Origin of the sequence: Acinetobacter guillouiae (genome assembly GCF_002370525.2) — a bacterium.
Lineage (GTDB): Bacteria > Pseudomonadota > Gammaproteobacteria > Pseudomonadales > Moraxellaceae > Acinetobacter > Acinetobacter guillouiae.
Window position 1 is genome coordinate 694,598 of record NZ_AP014630.1, and the last position, 16,739, is coordinate 711,336.

Annotated in this window: 13 protein-coding genes; 11 read left to right on the forward strand and 2 right to left on the reverse strand. The window is 35.6% G+C overall.

Going from position 1 to position 16,739, the window contains the following annotated elements:
- Window positions 1-1,421: 1,421 nt before the first annotated feature.
- The 4 genes from AS4_RS03360 (at window position 1,422) to AS4_RS03375 (ending at window position 7,977) form a co-directional block, all read left to right on the forward strand.
- A complete protein-coding gene (locus AS4_RS03360; protein ID WP_096733124.1) occupies window positions 1,422-2,402 on the forward strand; it encodes an aspartyl/asparaginyl beta-hydroxylase domain-containing protein in 981 nt (326 codons plus the stop codon).
- Window positions 2,403-2,857: 455 nt separating this feature from the next.
- Window positions 2,858-4,135: a sensor histidine kinase gene (locus AS4_RS03365; RefSeq protein ID WP_004819037.1), complete on the forward strand. Its 1,278-nt coding sequence runs from the start codon at window positions 2,858-2,860 to the stop codon at window positions 4,133-4,135.
- Between the two features lie 138 nt (window positions 4,136-4,273).
- Complete coding sequence (gene glnE, locus AS4_RS03370; protein ID WP_096733126.1) at window positions 4,274-7,024, forward strand: bifunctional [glutamate--ammonia ligase]-adenylyl-L-tyrosine phosphorylase/[glutamate--ammonia-ligase] adenylyltransferase; 2,751 nt, start codon at window positions 4,274-4,276, stop codon at window positions 7,022-7,024.
- Window positions 7,025-7,050: 26 nt separating this feature from the next.
- A complete protein-coding gene (locus AS4_RS03375; protein ID WP_004723137.1) occupies window positions 7,051-7,977 on the forward strand; it encodes a branched-chain amino acid transaminase in 927 nt (308 codons plus the stop codon).
- A 125-nt stretch (window positions 7,978-8,102) separates the two neighbouring features.
- On the opposite strand, the gene AS4_RS03380 is transcribed toward AS4_RS03375, so the two are convergent.
- Both AS4_RS03380 and AS4_RS03385 read right to left on the reverse strand, forming a co-directional pair.
- Window positions 8,103-9,125, reverse strand: coding sequence for an NAD-dependent epimerase (locus AS4_RS03380; RefSeq protein WP_096733128.1), 1,023 nt, complete (start codon window positions 9,123-9,125; stop codon window positions 8,103-8,105).
- Window positions 9,122-10,291, reverse strand: a complete 1,170-nt coding sequence (locus AS4_RS03385; RefSeq protein WP_096733130.1) for a nucleotide sugar dehydrogenase — start codon at window positions 10,289-10,291, stop codon at window positions 9,122-9,124. Before AS4_RS03385 ends, AS4_RS03380 begins: the two co-directional genes overlap by 4 nt.
- 234 nt (window positions 10,292-10,525) lie before the next feature.
- On the opposite strand from AS4_RS03385, the gene AS4_RS03390 reads away from it, so the two are divergent.
- The 7 genes from AS4_RS03390 (at window position 10,526) to AS4_RS03420 (ending at window position 16,626) form a co-directional block, all read left to right on the forward strand.
- Window positions 10,526-11,293, forward strand: coding sequence for a hypothetical protein (locus tag AS4_RS03390; protein WP_004723130.1), 768 nt, complete (start codon window positions 10,526-10,528; stop codon window positions 11,291-11,293).
- 30 nt (window positions 11,294-11,323) lie between these two features.
- Window positions 11,324-12,310 carry a Stealth CR1 domain-containing protein gene (locus tag AS4_RS03395; protein ID WP_096733132.1) on the forward strand — a complete coding sequence of 329 codons (987 nt, stop codon included), beginning with the start codon at window positions 11,324-11,326 and terminating at the stop codon, window positions 12,308-12,310.
- A 10-nt stretch (window positions 12,311-12,320) separates the two neighbouring features.
- Window positions 12,321-13,079, forward strand: coding sequence for a glycosyltransferase family 25 protein (locus tag AS4_RS03400; RefSeq protein WP_096733134.1), 759 nt, complete (start codon window positions 12,321-12,323; stop codon window positions 13,077-13,079).
- 104 nt (window positions 13,080-13,183) lie between these two features.
- Window positions 13,184-14,098, forward strand: coding sequence for a glycosyltransferase family 32 protein (locus tag AS4_RS03405; RefSeq protein WP_096733136.1), 915 nt, complete (start codon window positions 13,184-13,186; stop codon window positions 14,096-14,098).
- 74 nt (window positions 14,099-14,172) lie between these two features.
- A complete protein-coding gene (locus tag AS4_RS03410) occupies window positions 14,173-14,952 on the forward strand; it encodes a glycosyltransferase family 25 protein (protein WP_096733138.1) in 780 nt (259 codons plus the stop codon).
- Window positions 14,953-14,964: 12 nt separating this feature from the next.
- Window positions 14,965-15,738 carry a glycosyltransferase family 25 protein gene (locus tag AS4_RS03415; RefSeq protein ID WP_096733140.1) on the forward strand — a complete coding sequence of 258 codons (774 nt, stop codon included), beginning with the start codon at window positions 14,965-14,967 and terminating at the stop codon, window positions 15,736-15,738.
- Window positions 15,739-15,831: 93 nt separating this feature from the next.
- Window positions 15,832-16,626, forward strand: coding sequence for a glycosyltransferase family 25 protein (locus AS4_RS03420; RefSeq protein WP_096733142.1), 795 nt, complete (start codon window positions 15,832-15,834; stop codon window positions 16,624-16,626).
- The last annotated feature ends 113 nt before the right edge of the window (window positions 16,627-16,739 follow it).

A 16,739-nucleotide genomic window follows, 5' to 3' on the forward strand; every position in this document is an offset into this window, starting at 1 on the left:
TACAGCTTAATTTGTATTATGATAATTTTTTAAAATTAACATAATACATGTATATGCGAAATTAAAATGGGAGCCATAGGCTCCCATTTTTATCTAATTTATTAAGTATTAAATTATCTTTAATCCTCTTACTTTAAACTTAAAGAACTTTTTAAACTTAAAGAACTTTCAATTTTTAAAAATAAGTTTTATTTAAAATCAATTTTATATATCAATAAATTTCACATGAGCCAAGCGCAGTCTCCTCTCCCACCTGCCCACTTACTAAATGTCTTGTTTTTGATGCATGCAGATATCAAGTGTAAAGCTTATATTTTAAAGGCTTTCAGGTGTTTTAATGAATTGATTTTGATGCAAAGTGATGCGATTTGATGCAAAGAGAAAGGGCATCGAATAATGTGAGGTATTTTACTGTTTTTATAAGTCCAAAAATAAAAGTCCAATTTAGGTTACCAAGCTTTAAAGTGATATATAAGTTATTAATATTTAATAAAATAGTTGGTAACTTTTATAAGGTTACTTCGGGTTACCAAGACAATTAAAAAATCAAATAATTATTAATAATCATAAGGTTAATAGGTTACTGTTGGTAACCTAAAAAACGGGTTACTGGTAACTCGAAAGTAACCTAAAAGTAACTTTTACAAATAGTATTTAATCTTAATATATTCATATAGATAACTATATAAAGTAATAATGGTAACTAAAGTAACCTGTTTTTTTTATGACCTGAGATTTTAAAAATTATTTCTAATTATCTTTGACCATATCCTATTTTCTGTCGTCAAATTGATGCAGCTACCTAGAATTTGCTTACACGTATTTACACATAAAATGTATATATTATTGAAATTAAAGTAAGTTTTGTATCCGACCCTCGGGACCATATATTATGGAAAGCCTTCAAGCATATTTAGACTTGAGGGCTTTTTTTATTGTTTGAAATTACTGCTATCAAAAGCTAAGAAACTAAATAAGAACGCAAGTGCTTAAAAACGAAAAGCTGATTTTGATCAGTATGGGGCAATTAATAGATTGGCATTTAAATGATGGTTTCGATGTTTAATTAAAATTACGTAATTTCGAGTATTCCATTGATCTCTCTTTAATGAAGCATTTTTATAATAAATATCAGTATGCGATAAATAGCGCCTGATCACTTAACAATGACAGTTAAAATTTTTAATTTCAATCATTTAAAACTTAACCAAAGGTGTACATATTTCTTGCCTATAAGAAAATTAATTAGTTATAGTTAAAAGTATTTTAAATAATTTGAAACTATTTTGTTTTTCTCGCAATTTTGAAAAATATTTAAATGATCTCAGTGCAGGTTATTCAGCAAAGAAGATTGGTTTTATTTAAGGAAAATCAAGCACACACCATGAGGATACAGAAATCATAATCGGAGTAAAATTATAATGAATCTAAGTATTATGATCATCATTGGTTTAATCGTGTATTCGATAGCAGCCATGACTTATGTATACCGTTGGCGAGGAAAAGCACGTTATGACTCACTCTCACAATATTTAAGAAAAAGCTGGCCTATATTTGCACCATTTAATTGTGTTCTTTATATGACGACACGTAGATTTGCAAAAAAACCAATATTAGATGCTGATTTTTTGGAAAATATTGAAGTACTTAGAGCCAACTGGACAATTATAAGAGATGAGGCAATAGCTTTAGAGTCATCTGGCGTGTTTGAAGTAATCAAGACACCTGGAGCAGATGGTTATTATGATGTTGGTTTTCGTACTTTTTACAAACGCGGTTGGAGTAAATTTTACTTAAAATGGTACGGAACAACGCATGTTTCCGCGCAAAGATTATGTCCCAAGACATTGGCGTTACTCAAACAAGTTCCTGCGATTCGTGGTGCCATGTTTTCACGTTTACCAGCAGGATCTGAACTGAGTTTACACGCTGATCCTATTGGTAGTAGTTTTAGATATCATCTCGGTTTGGTGACGCCTAACTCTGAAAATTGCCAAATTAATATTGATGGGCAAACCAGCACTTGGTTCGATGGTAAAGATTTTGTCTTTGATGAAACCTACCCACATTTTGCATATAACACAGCAAATTCAGCGCGTTTGATTCTGATGTGTGATGTTGATCGTCCGATGAACCTATTCGGACGAATTTTTAACAGTGCTTATCGTATTCTTGTTAAAGGAACCGTTGTTCCAAACACGCCTGAAGATAAAAGAGGGGTGTATAGTGCGATTTTTAAATTTTTTGCGCCATTTAGACAGTATTCAATACAATTCCGTGAAAAGCATTTCAAGACGTATAAGATACTCAAATTCATTTTAAATTTAACGCTGCTATCTCTGATTTTTATGCTCTTGTATGGTGTGGTTTATTTATTTGAAATGCTCTTTTTAATGAATTAAAAATAACGTATTTTCTCACTCATTTAAGGGATATCCTTGCTCTGGTTGATGCCGAATTTTACTATTTTGTCTTTTGATCTTTGCTAGTTCTACATCCCTAAGCTTGGCTATAGACGCCAATAGGTTGATATCTGATTCATGAATTTGATCACCATGTTTTAAAGTATTGGTCTTTATAAAACGCTTCGTCTTTTCTATTTAAATCATAAAAATATATAAAGCTGTAACTGACTACTTATGTTGAAAAAAATGTGAAATTTATCGAAACTTTCACCCCATTGTTTTTATTTGGTTGTATTGCTGTTATATTGTTTTATGTGAACATTTGTAAGTGCTCTTCCAAGGCTGTATTTTGCATTCTGTCTTAAGTTTTGATGTATTTGGAAGAAATTGATATTTAAAAGTGGGCGATTTAAATAACTAACGTGTTAACTGAAAGTGCAAATGAGGTAAACATGAAATTAGAATTCTTAGAAGCTCATCAGACCGAACAGCTCAGCGCTTGTCGACTATCGCTGATTTTAGGGGTCTATACCTCAAATAATAAAATTGAACGCTATTTACGTGTAGCGCGTGCCGTTCTCAATGTCGAAAATGCTTTTTTTACTTTTCATAATGAGCCTTATATTTGGGTTGCAAATGAAAATGGTGATTTCAAAGCTGCGTCAGTTCCGCATAAATTGAGTTTATCGCCGTATTTTGGCAATCAGCTCATCGTTTCAGAAACCCATAAAAATTATGAAAAATTCTCACAATATATGGCTGAAATTGGGATAAAACACCAACGCTTATTGTGCTATGACTTTAAGTTAGAAGATGATGATTCTATTGCACATGTTTATTTTTATGATGATAAAGATACCAGATTTACAACTAAGCAGCAGGCTTTATTAGAAGAACTTAGCTCAGGTTTGGTGACGATTTTAGCGCGTAAATCTGAATCTCAAGATTATTATGAGTTATATGAACAAGAACGCGCTTTAAATTTTAGTAAGACCAAGTTTTTCCAGGTCATTGCACATGATTTACGTGCGCCGTTTCATGGGTTAATTGGCTTTTCGGATGTTTTAGCAAACGAACGAGAAACATTAACTGATGACGGTATACAGGATATTGCAGACTATCTGCATGATACCTTGCAATCGACTTATTCCTTACTTGAAAATTTGCTCAATTGGGCGATGGCAGAAGGTGGGCGCTTTGTTTATCACCCGATTAATTTTAAATTAAAACAGACCACAAAGATCGTTTACGATGTGCTTAAGCCTTTGGCAGTAAATAAAAATATACAACTGATTGAAAATGTTGCTGAGGATTTAAGTGTTTTTGCTGATATGAATATGGTGACCTCGGTAATTCAAAATCTGGTTTCAAATGCCTTAAAATTTACCCGTACTGATGGTTCTGGAAAAGTTTCCATTGTTGCGCACCCCGTAGGGAAAAATATAGAAATTATTATTCATGATACTGGTTTGGGAATGACGCAGTCGCAAATTGAGCAACTGTTTGAACCACAGATCAAAGCCAGTATAAAAGGCACCATTGGAGAACGAGGAACAGGTTTAGGGCTGGTTCTATGTAAACGATTTGTGGATCTCAATCATGGAAAAATCTCTGTAAGCTCTAAAACAGGTGAGGGAACGACTTTTATTGTTGCGTTACCTGCTGCAAAAAATACCCATCAAACTTTAGTTTGTCCTGAAATCAAGCAAGATAAAATAAAAATTTCATAATTTTATATTTGAACAATTTAGCTTGATTGTAGGTGGTGGTTTTTTGAGCTTTGTTTTTTAAGAAAAGTACAAAAACCTCCCTAAATGTAAAGCAAACTGCTATAAATAAGTTGATAAAACATAAGTACAGGCTTTTCAATGAACATTGAGCAATTGCAAAAAACATTACATGCAAGTCAGTATGCAGAACAAGTATTAAGTCTACATCAAGCCACTTTAGAACATGATTATGCAATTGATCAATTTCAACAATCGCTCAGTACTGCACAAATTCAACAACTCGTTTATGATCATTTAGTCAATATACAAGATGAAAATACGTGGATGAAAGTCTTACGTATTCTTCGTGCACGCTTAATGTTTCGTTGGATTTGGCAAGATGCTAACCAACTGACCAATGTGGTGAAGTTGACAAGAGAACTGTCTGATTTTGCAGATGCCTGTATCGTTGCAGCAAAAGATTTTGCCCGAATTCCTTTGCTGGCAAAACATGGCGAACCGATGGGGTATAACGGTAAGATCCAAGATTTGATCGTCATTGGGATGGGCAAGCTTGGGGCACAAGAGCTGAACTTATCTAGTGATATTGACCTGATTTTTGCCTTTGATGAACAAGGTGAAAGCAATGGGCGTAAGTGTATTGATGTACAGCAATTTTGCATTTTGTGGGGGCAAAAACTGATCTATTTATTGGATCATATTACCGCAGATGGTTTTGTATTTCGTGTGGATATGCGTTTACGTCCTTGGGGGGATGGTTCAGCACTGGCAATAAGTCATGTGGCTTTAGAAAAATATTTAAGTCAGCATGGGCGTGAGTGGGAACGTTATGCATGGATTAAGGCGCGTATTATCACAGGTGGACAAGACGGTGATAGTTTATTGGACATGACCCGCCCATTCGTTTTTCGTAAATATGTAGATTACACCGCTTTTGAAGCCATGCGTGAAATGAAAGCCATGATTGAACGAGAGGTGGCTCGGCGTAACATTGCAGATGATATTAAGCTGGGTGCTGGTGGTATTCGTGAAGTTGAATTTATTGTGCAGGTTTTTCAGCTGATTTATGGCGGAGCAAAATTAGAGTTACAAGACCGCCAATGCCTTGTTAGCCTAAAACATTTGGGTGAGGCTGGATTACTCGATCATCAATCCGTTGAGGATCTTGAAGATGCCTATCTATTCTTACGACGTGTAGAGCACGCTATTCAAGCCTTGAATGACCAGCAAACACAATCTTTACCGACAGAACCTGAACTTCGTCAGCGAATAATTGATACCTTGGGTTTTGATGATTGGGCTGCTTTTATTGATTTTCTCAACCAAAAGCGCAGCAAAGTAACTTTTCAATTTGAGCATTTGATTAAAGAAAAAGGGCTAGATTCTCCGATTGAAAGCTTTAGTCAGTTGGAAAGCCAGCTCAATGAGATCTTAGACAGTAATGCTCAAAATCTGATTCATGAGTTTTGGTATGGTCATGCAATCAAGAAACTGCCTGCTAAAGCTGTACAGCGTTTAAAAGAATTTTGGCCGCATTTGGTTGAAGCAGTTTTACAGTCGAATAGTCCGCAAGTGGCTTTAATGCGATTGATGCCGTTGGTCGAATCTGTAATGCGCCGTACTGTGTATTTGGTGATGCTGATTGAAAGCAAAGGAGCGCTACAACGTTTGGTCAAAATGGCCACAGTCAGTCCATGGATTTGTGAGGAATTGACACATTATCCAGTTCTGCTGGATGAGTTTTTATCCATGGATTTTGAACTGCCTCGACGAGATTATTTGGAAGATTCGCTCCGCCAGCAATTATTGCGTATTGAAATCGATCAAGTTGAAGATCAAATGCGAGTATTGCGCTTATTTAAAAAATCCAATGTGCTTACCGTTGCTGCAAGCGATGTACTAGCAGAAAGCCCGTTGATGAAAGTTTCGGATGCTTTAACAGATATTGCAGAAGTTTCTGTGATTGCGACATTAAATTTGGCTTATCAGACGGTTGCCAAGCGTTATGGATATCCTGTCGATGCAGAAGGTTTACGTTGTTCATTAGACCACATGGCTTATGCTGTGATTGGTTATGGCAAAGTAGGCGGCATTGAACTGGGCTATGGTTCAGACCTCGATCTGGTTTTTATTCATTATATGGATGAACAAGCAGATACTGATGGTCAAAAGGCCATTAGTGGCTTTGAATTTGCCATGCGTGTTGCGCAAAAATTTATGTCTCTGATGACCACACAAACTTTAGATGGTCGAGTCTATGAAATTGATACCCGTTTGCGCCCATCTGGTGAAGCAGGCTTATTGGTCACCAGTTTAAAAGCATTTGAACAGTACCAACTCAAAAGTGCCTGGTTGTGGGAACATCAAGCAATTGTTCGCGCACGCTCAATCGCAGGTGAGCAAAGCCTAAGAGCAAAATTTGAAGAATTGCGTTGCAGGGTTCTCACATTACCGAGAGAAGAAGAGACGGTTCGCAAAGAAGTCTTGAACATGCGTCAGAAGATGAAAGATCATTTGGGTTCCTCAAAAGATCAGAAAAAAGATGGAATTTTTCATCTAAAACAGGATGCAGGTGGTATCGTTGACATCGAATTTATGGCACAGTATGTCGTATTAGCCTGGAGTGGGACGAATCCTGATCTCGCCCATTATTCCGACAACGTACGAATCCTTGAAGATGCCGCAAAGGCAGGTTGCTTATCCAGCGACGATGTATCCGCATTGATTCAAGCTTATCTCAGTGAACGCGCCGAGAGCCACCGTTTGGCACTTGCAAATCATAATATGCAAGTGAGTGCTGCGGATTGGCACGATACCCGAGAGGTCGTTTGCAAGTTATGGCAAAGATTAATTGATCCAACAGCGAGTTTCGCTTTGGAAAGTGAATAATTGTGTAAAAATTTGGAGTGTGCGCCATGAATTTGGCTGATCGTGATGGTTTTATTTGGCAAGATGGACAAATGGTTGATTGGCGTGAAGCTAAAATTCACGTCTTAACTCATACATTACATTATAGTATGGGTGTTTTTGAGGGTGTCCGTGCTTATGAAACACCTAACGGTACTGCGATTTTCCGTCTCCAAGACCATACAAAACGTTTGTTAAATTCTGCAAAAATTTATCAAATGAAAGTTCCATTTGATCAAGCAACTCTTGAACAAGCTCAAATTGATGTTGTTCGTGAAAATAAATTGGCGTCATGCTATTTACGCCCAATTATTTTCATTGGTTCGGAAAAATTAGGTATCGCTGCAACTGATAATACCATTCATGCGACAGTTGCTGCATGGAGCTGGGGTGCTTACCTTGGCGATGAAGCAATGGCGAAAGGTATTCGTGTTAAAACCTCATCATTTACCCACCATCACCCTAACGTGACCATGTGTAAAGCCAAGGCTTCAGGTAACTATACTTTGTCTATTCTTGCACACCAAGAAGTGGCACATTCTGGTTATGATGAAGCAATGCTTATGGACCCTCAAGGGTATGTATGCCAAGGTTCAGGTGAAAATGTATTCTTAGTCAAAGATGGTGTATTACATACACCAGATATTGCTGGCGGTGCATTGGATGGGATTACGCGTCAAACGATTATCACCATTGCAAAAGACATGGGTATTGAAGTTGTTGAACGCCGTATTACCCGTGATGAATTCTATATTGGTGATGAAGCATTCTTTACTGGGACTGCTGCTGAAGTGACGCCGATCCGTGAATATGATGATCGTGAAATTGGTTCAGGTGCACGTGGTCCGATTACTGAGAAGATTCAAAAAGCATTCTTTGATGCTGTTCAAGGTAAAGATCCAAAATATGCACATTGGCTGACTTATGTAAAATAAGTGGCTGAATGCTAAAAAAGGATTCCTAGTGGAATCCTTTTTTTGTACTTAAATTTGAGTATTGAAAGAATTGAAAGAAAAATTCAAATGCTAAAATTAAGCTTTAAACTGAACAATACTATTGATTAAACCTGATAAAAATCTCGATACCAATCGACGAATTGCTTAACACCATCATCAACAGATACAGATGGTTTGTATCCGACCATCTGTTCTAAAGCACGACTATCCGCAAAAGTATCCGGCACATCGCCCGGTTGTAATGGGAGTAATTCTAAAATTGCTTCTTTGCCTAAAGCTTTTTCAATAGCATGAATATATTCAATCAATTTTACTGGATTGTTATTGCCGATATTGAAAATACGGAAAGGCGCATAACTGGTCGATGGATCAGGGTTTTTGCTGTCCCAGTTTGGATCAGGTTGCGCAATTTGATCACTTGAACGAATCACACCTTCCACAATATCTGAAATAAAAGTGAAGTCACGGGTATGGTTGCCGTGATTGAACACAGGAATAGACTTGTTTTCAATAATGTTCTTGGTGAACTTAAACAAAGCCATATCTGGACGGCCCCAAGGACCATAGACAGTAAAAAAGCGTAAGCCTGTTGTTGGTAGATTGAAGAGATGGCTATAACTGTGCGCCATGAGTTCATTGGCACGTTTGGTTGCCGCATAGAACTGTACAGGATGGTTAACACCATGTTTCTCACTAAATGGCATGGTGGTATTCGCACCATAAACACTACTGGTACTGGCATAGGTTAAATGTGGCGTTTTGGCATAACGGCATGCTTCAATAATATTGGTAAAGCCAATTAAATTACTTTCGACATAACTCAATGGATTTTCTAATGAGTAACGGACACCAGCTTGTGCAGCCAAATGAATCACCCGATCAAATTGATGATCTTGAAAACATTGATCAACAATTGCTTTATCAGCAAGATTGGCATGAATAAAAGTGAACGTTTGCTGGGTTTGTGCCGCCGTATCTTTGAGAACTGCTAATCGGGCTTGTTTTAATGCGGGGTCATAGTAATCATTCATATTGTCAAAGCCGACAACATCATCACCACGCTCTAAAAGTTTTTTTGCAACATTGAAGCCAATAAAACCTGCTGCACCTGTGACGAGGACTTTCATTCATCTGCTCCGAAAATATCTCGTGTATAGACTTTATCTAATACATCACTTAAGTCATTAGAAACTCGATTAGCAATAATCACATCACTTTGCTGTTTAAATTGTTCTAAATCATTGACGACTTTGGATTTAAAGAACTCATCTTCTTGTAATGTTGGTTCATAGACAATCACTTCAATTCCCTTGGCTTTGATGCGTTTCATCACACCTTGGATTGCGGACGCTCTAAAATTATCTGAACCACTTTTCATCACTAGGCGATAAATACCAACTTTATTGGGGTTACGTGCGATCACCGAGTCTGCGATAAAGTCTTTACGCGTACTATTCGAGTCAACAATGGCTTGAATCAAATTACTTGGAACGTGATTATAGTTAGCTAAAAGTTGTTTGGTGTCTTTCGGTAGGCAATAGCCACCATAACCAAATGACGGATTGTTATAGTGATTACCAATACGTTGATCTAGACAAACACCATCAATAATTTGATGAGTATCTAAGCCAAAAATTTGCGCATAGGTATCCAGTTCATTGAAATAGGCAACGCGCATAGCGAGATAAGTATTGGCAAATAACTTAATTGCTTCAGCTTCAGTTGCATCGGTAAATAAAACAGGGCTGTCCTTTTTGATGGCCCCTTCGATCAATAAGTCAGCAAACAGTTTTGCGCGATCAGATTTTTCCCCAACAATAATTCGGGAAGGGTACAAATTGTCATGCAATGCCTTTCCTTCACGTAAAAATTCTGGAGAAAAGATAATATTTTCAGTGTGGAATTTTTCTTTTAAGCTCTTGGTGAAGCCGACAGGGACAGTTGATTTAATCACCATCACTGCATTTGGGTTGACCTCCAAGACTTGCTTAACCACGCTTTCGACACTTTGCGTATTAAAATAATTGGTTTTGGTGTCGTAATCCGTTGGGGTCGCAATAATTACAAAATCTGCATTGCGATAAGCTGCTTGATAATCTGTCGTGGCTGTAAAATTTAATGATTTTTCTTTTAAAAATAATGAAATATCCGCATCTTGAATGGGCGATATTTTATTGTTGAGCAAGTTAACCTTAGATTCTAAAATATCTACTGCAACAACTTCATGATGTTGCGCAAATATCATTGAGTTGGATAAGCCAACGTAACCTGTTCCAGCGACTGCTATTTTCATAAAAACCTAATATAGAAAATGTGCTTGCAAAAGTTGTATTCAATTTCACTGAGATTTCATTTAAAGATTGCTCAATAAAATATCGAACAATTAAAACCACTATGATCAATGTAAATTGTTAACGCATCATAGCATATTCTCATGAAACAAATTGTTCAGCATATGCAATCGAATACAGTAACTTGGCGATGGTAATGGTATGATATGGGGATTGCTCAGGTGGAAGATTGATGCATGCAGGTCAATGAATCAAATTTACAGTCGAATTTAGTTGAATCAGAACAGAATATCGTTTTGTGTATGAAGTGGGGCAGCAAATATGGTGCTGATTATGTCAATCGCCTATATAACATGGTCAAACGACATACCACAATTGATTTCCAAATGGTGTGTTTGACTGACCGTACAGAAGGTATTAATCCAGAGGTTCAATGCTTTCCAATTCCGCCGTTAGCATTGCCTGAAGGAAGTCCTGAACGTGGATGGAATAAGTTATCGACTTTTGAACCTGATTTATATGGTTTAAAAGGTAATTTGTTATTTTTAGATCTTGATGTGGTCATTGTAGACAATATTGATGACTTCTTTAGCTATCCGGGTGAATTCCTTATTATTCACGACTGGAAACGTCCTTGGCGTGTGACTGGCAATAGTTCAGTTTATCGTTTTAAGTTGGGTACTTTTCCTGACATCTTGCCTTATTTTCGTGAAAACTTTAAAGAAATTAGTCATAAATTTCGAAATGAACAAGAATATTTGTCTTGGTATGTCGATCAGCAGCAAAAACTCAGCTACTGGCCAAAAGATTGGTGTAAGAGTTATAAATACCATTGTTTGCAAAAGTTACCGCTTGCTTATTTCAAGCCACCAGTTAAGCCACAAGATGCCAAAATTATTATTTTCCATGGGGAAATTAATCCACCTGATGCCGTGACTGGAGGTGGGGGTAAATGGTACCGCTATGTGTTGCCTTCAGACTGGATTAAAGACGCTTGGCAATAATTTTATTTAGATGATTTGAGAACAATATAGATGCAAAACCTTGATATCGTAATTGCTTGGGTCGATGGCAATGATGTTGAGTTAAAACGTAAACGTCAGCAATATCTCACTGGTGGTGATGCCTCAGATGCTGTGAGCGATACACGTTTTGCCAGTAATGATGAGATCTATTACAACATTGCATCTATATTGAAGTATGTGCCTTTTTGCCGTCATATTTTCATTGTTACAGATAATCAGCAGCCTGAGTTTTTAAATGAATTTGTAGCGCAAGGTCTTTGTGATGCAAATAAAATTCGTGTCGTTGATCATCGTGAGATTTTTGCTGGTTATACGCAATTTCTACCTACGTTTAACACTCGGTCAATTGAAAGCATGTTATGGAATATCAACGGGCTTTCAGATTACTTCATCTACTTAAATGATGACTTCTTTTTTAATTCACCCGCTCAAATTGAAGATTTTCTTGAGAGCGATAAAATCGTCACCTATGGGCACTGGAAAAGTTGTTTTAGTTACAAGGCCAAGCTGAAATACCGTCAATTTTTAAATCGTAATTTTAATAAACCGATTCAACCCGGTCATGTGATCGCACAAATGCTGGGTGCTGATATTTTAGGCTTTAAAGAATTTTTTGAAATCCATCATTATCCACACTGTGTTGATCGTAAAATTTTAAGTGAATACTTATTGCATCATCCAGACCTACTAGAAACACAGATTAAATATAAGTTTAGAAGTGTCGAACAATTAAATCCGATTTCATTGATGAATCATTTAAAGATTCAAAAAAATGAAGCTGTTTTAAAGCCTGATTTAGCTTTGGCTTATTTGAAGAATGCTGAAAGTTTAACTGAGTTCGTAGAAGCATTGAATCAAGACAATATTAAATATGGTTGTATCCAAAGTTTAGATCAACTGAATTCTGAGAATGCTGCACAGGTACGTCGTAAAATGATCGATAAATTATATGATTATTTGCCTAAATCAGTAATTTCAGCCAAAGTTTTATCGTAGGAAGCCAATCATGAAAGTTAAAACATATCTGATCAATTTAGATGGTAGTGATGAGCGGCTTGCTCGCGCAACAGAACAGCTACAGGCGGTAAACTGGGAGTTTGAGCGTTTTTCTGCTTATGATGGCCGTGGCAAAGAATTGTCATCTTTTCAGGATTATGATGATGCGTTAACCCAGCAAACTTTAGGAAGACGTTTACTCAATTCAGAACTGGGCTGTTATCTCAGTCATTATGGCTGCGCTCAGAAATTTTTAGCAAGTGATGCAGATTATCTTGTTGTCTTAGAAGATGATATGAAAATTACAGCTGATTTCAAACAATCTATGGATCAAGTTTTAGCTTATTTAGATCGCCATCAAGCGCTAGATTGGTATTTGGTGAATTTAGCGGCAAAGAAGAAAAAGTTAGCCAAAGATATTACTCAGTTAGGTGACTATTCATTGTGGCATGCTTATTATTTTCCTATTCGTGGTTTGGGTTTAATCTGGTCACGTAAAGGTGCTGAAGCGTTTATTGCACAAGGCAAAACAATTGCCATGCCTGTTGATATCTTTTTTCAAACTTGGCTGAGTAAGAATGGAAAAGGATTGGGTGTTTGGCCTGCTTTTGTTAGCCCAGCAGGTTTGGATAGTGATATTTTAGGTACAGTTGCAACACAAGGAATCTCTCGTAAAGAGAAAGAAAATCGTGACCATTCTTATGGTTTTAAGAAGCAAAAACGTATGTGGCGTGATCGGATGTATGCATTTAAACATCTTTATTTTTAAGTGTACAAAGATGTTCTAGTAAATGACGTAATGAATATTTTAAATACTGTATAGTTTAAATTTTATTGGTTCTGCTTTTTTGTAAAAAATATTGGATTTTTTATATGAAAATTTTTAAAAAATTATTTTATTTAGCTAAATTTCATATGATGTACTATTACAAAATTAGACATACCAATCAAAAAATTGATAACGATGCAGGACAACTGATTTTTAATCCTGTTGCTAGACCCATTGAATTACCTAAAAAGATATGGATGTATTGGGAAGGTGATTTTCCTGAGTTTGTTGAAAAATGTATTCAAAATACTCAAGCAAAAAATCCATCTTATCAAGTATGTGTACTTAATCCTGAAAATGTCAGCCAGTATAGTGATATTGATTTTTCTTTATTGACGAATGCAACGCCCCAACAAAAGGCTGATTTACTCAGATTTGATCTGTTATATCGGCATGGTGGAATTTGGTTAGATGCCAGTATTATTGTCTATGAAAATCTAGACTGGATTTCTGAGATGATGCAAAAGAATCAGACAGAATGTTTTTCATATTATCGTAAAAAAAATACCACGCAGATTGATTATCCAGTATTGGAAAATTGGTTGTTGGCAACTGTTCAAAATAATGCTTTTTTTAAATATTGGTATGATGAATTATATTTAGCAATTCAACAAACACCCAAACGCTATGTAGCAAATATTCGAAATACCCAAGAGAACAGCAAAGAATTTTTTCAAAGAATTGGTAATTTAGAATATTTAGTCGCCTATGTTGCTTGTCAAAAAGTACTTAGACAATCTTTCCCGAGTATTACGTTAATTAATTGCGATGAAAATGCTTTGTTTTATCAAGTGAAAAATCAGTGGATCAAAGAAAAAATTTTAATTGATTTTGCTATTAATTACCCTCCAACCGAGGCACCTAGATTGTTAAAACTCGCAGGAAAAGAACGAAAAACACTCAGTCATTACTTCTCAAAAAAAATGTATTTTAAAGATAGTTTCCTCGATATTTCTTAGCAAAGTATGTAAGTAAGGATGATTGCTAGACAAAAAAATAGTAAAATAGATCTATTGCTTATAGTCACATCTCTATGAAAAAAATCGTTATTAGCCTATCGACAGCACTTGAACGTAGACAACATATATTGAGTGAGTTTGGGAAAAAAAATGTAGCTTTTGATTTTTTTGATGCTTTAACGCCAGAGCCTGCTGCTATTTTTGCCCAAGCGCTTGATTTAAATATTGATGAGCAAGCTTTAACCAAAGGTGAGGTTGCTTGTTTTATGAGTCACGCCTATTTATGGAAACAAATGGTTGATGAAAATACCCCGTATATGGCGATATTTGAAGACGATATTTATTTAGGCGAAGACGTCAATGAATTTCTTTCTGATAGTCAATGGATAGATCCAAGTTGGCATCTTATAAAATTAGAAGAATTTACACATAGGACTGCTTTAGGAAAAAAAGTAAAATTTTTTAACGATTTTAATGATAGAGCTATTTTTCAATTAAAGAGTAAAAACCTAGGTACTGCTGGCTATATATTGTCTTTAGACGGTGCAAAAACATTGTTGGGCTACATTCAAACACTAGATAAATTAATTGCCTTAGATCACTTAATGTTTGAATGTGTGATTACAGAAAATATTTTTTCTGTATATCAAATGAAACCCGCGTTATGTATTCAGGATGTAACCCTGTATTCATGCAAAGATAGTGTTCGGTTTGCAAGCCATTTATATAAAGAGCGTTTGCTGAGAAGAAAATATAATAAGAAGAAGGGGATAGATAAAATTATTTTAGAACTCTATCGTATATTGCATCAGCTAAAAAGTATCCTATTTTTTAAGTCGGTAGGTTTTAAATAAATCGAGTAATTTATGAAAAATTTCGTTATTAGTTTAAAATCAGCAAAAGACCGTAGAGCTCATATTCTTCAGCAATTTGACGACAAAGATATTCCTTTTTCTTTTTTTGATGCGATTGAGCCTGATTCAATTGTAACCCAAGCAGAAAAAATTAATTTGACACTTTGTCAAAGTGATTTAAGTCAAAATGAATTGGCGTGTTTATTGAGTCATGTTTCACTTTGGCAAAAAGCAATCGATGAAAAAATCCCAGCAATCGCAATTTTTGAAGATGATATTCATCTCAGCCAAGATGCTGAATTGTTTTTAAAAGACTCAAATTGGTTAAGTCATGATATTGTGAAAACTGAAAAAGCCTACGCTAAAGTGGTTCTAGATTTAGATAAAACTAAGGTTTTTAACAATAAGAACTTTTTTTTAAGAAGATTGAGAAAAGCTCATCTGGGTGCTGCAGGTTATATTTTGTCTTACAACGGTGCGATTGAGCTTGTTGAATACTTAAAAAAGCAAGACGTTTTTGACCATGTCGATCAAATGATTTTTAGAAAGTATATTTCGGAACAAAAACTAGGGGTTTATCAATTAACACCTGCATTATGTATTCAAGATTATATATTGAACCCCAATGAGCAAAAATTTACGACAAGCCTTCAATGGCGAGATCGAGTTGTATCTAAACCGACAGGACTGCAAAAAGTTTTGAGAGAAGTCAGTCGGGTCTTTATTCAACTTGCTGACCTCCCGTTTAAAACCAAACTCGAATTTATTAGAAGCTATAAAGATTAATTTATTTAAAATCAATAAATTGAATAGTATGATGGTTTTATAATCGCTTAATTGTTGTATCATTATTTTTGCACTCATCGAGATGGTTTTTCAGTGAATTTTGTTATTAGTTTAGATTCGGCTCTTGATAGAAGACAGCATATTTATTCAGAGTTTAAAAAGCATTCTGTACCATTTAGTTTTTTTGATGCGGTTACACCTGCAACAACCATAGAAAATGCGAAAAGTGTAGGGATTGAATTAACTCGCACAGGCGTCTTAACACAAGGTGAGATCGCTTGTCTTTTAAGTCATGTATTGCTATGGAAAAAAATTGTCGAACAAAACTTGGAATATATGGCAATTTTTGAAGATGATGTGCATTTTGGAGAAAACCTACAAAAATTTATTGATGATTTTTCATGGATTCCTAAAAATATACATCTTATAAAATTAGAAGCCTTTGATAAAAAAGTGGATCTCTCATTTTTTCCAACAGCTTTAATCAATGATAGGGCATTGTATCAACTTAAAGCGAAGCATCTCGGTGGAGCTGGTTATATCTTATCAAGAGAAGCTGCAGAATATTTTCTGGCATCTATTCGTAATATGCCTGAGTTAGTTCCAGTCGATCACATATTATTTGGTTGTCATGTGAAATATGCAAAATATAAGGCTTATCAAATGGTGCCAGCAATTTGTGTTCAGGATTTTTATTTACATAAGAAATATGACAATTTTCCGAGTCATTTAGAGAATGAGCGTGCTATTCGCCACGAATCTGACAGGATTGAACAACATCGGCAGAAAAAAGCAATGACTATACTCAGTAAAATTCAAAGAGAAGTTTTACGATTATTTCATCAAATTTTCAAATTATCGGCATATCGATCTATAAAATTTAAATGAATTTAATTTTCATTGCTGCATCAAAATCATCAGCCACTTGAATTTGTCTAGAACTGTTGAGGAAAAGAGATAGCGTCTTGGATATTTTTATAATAAGGCTCTGTATTCGCCAG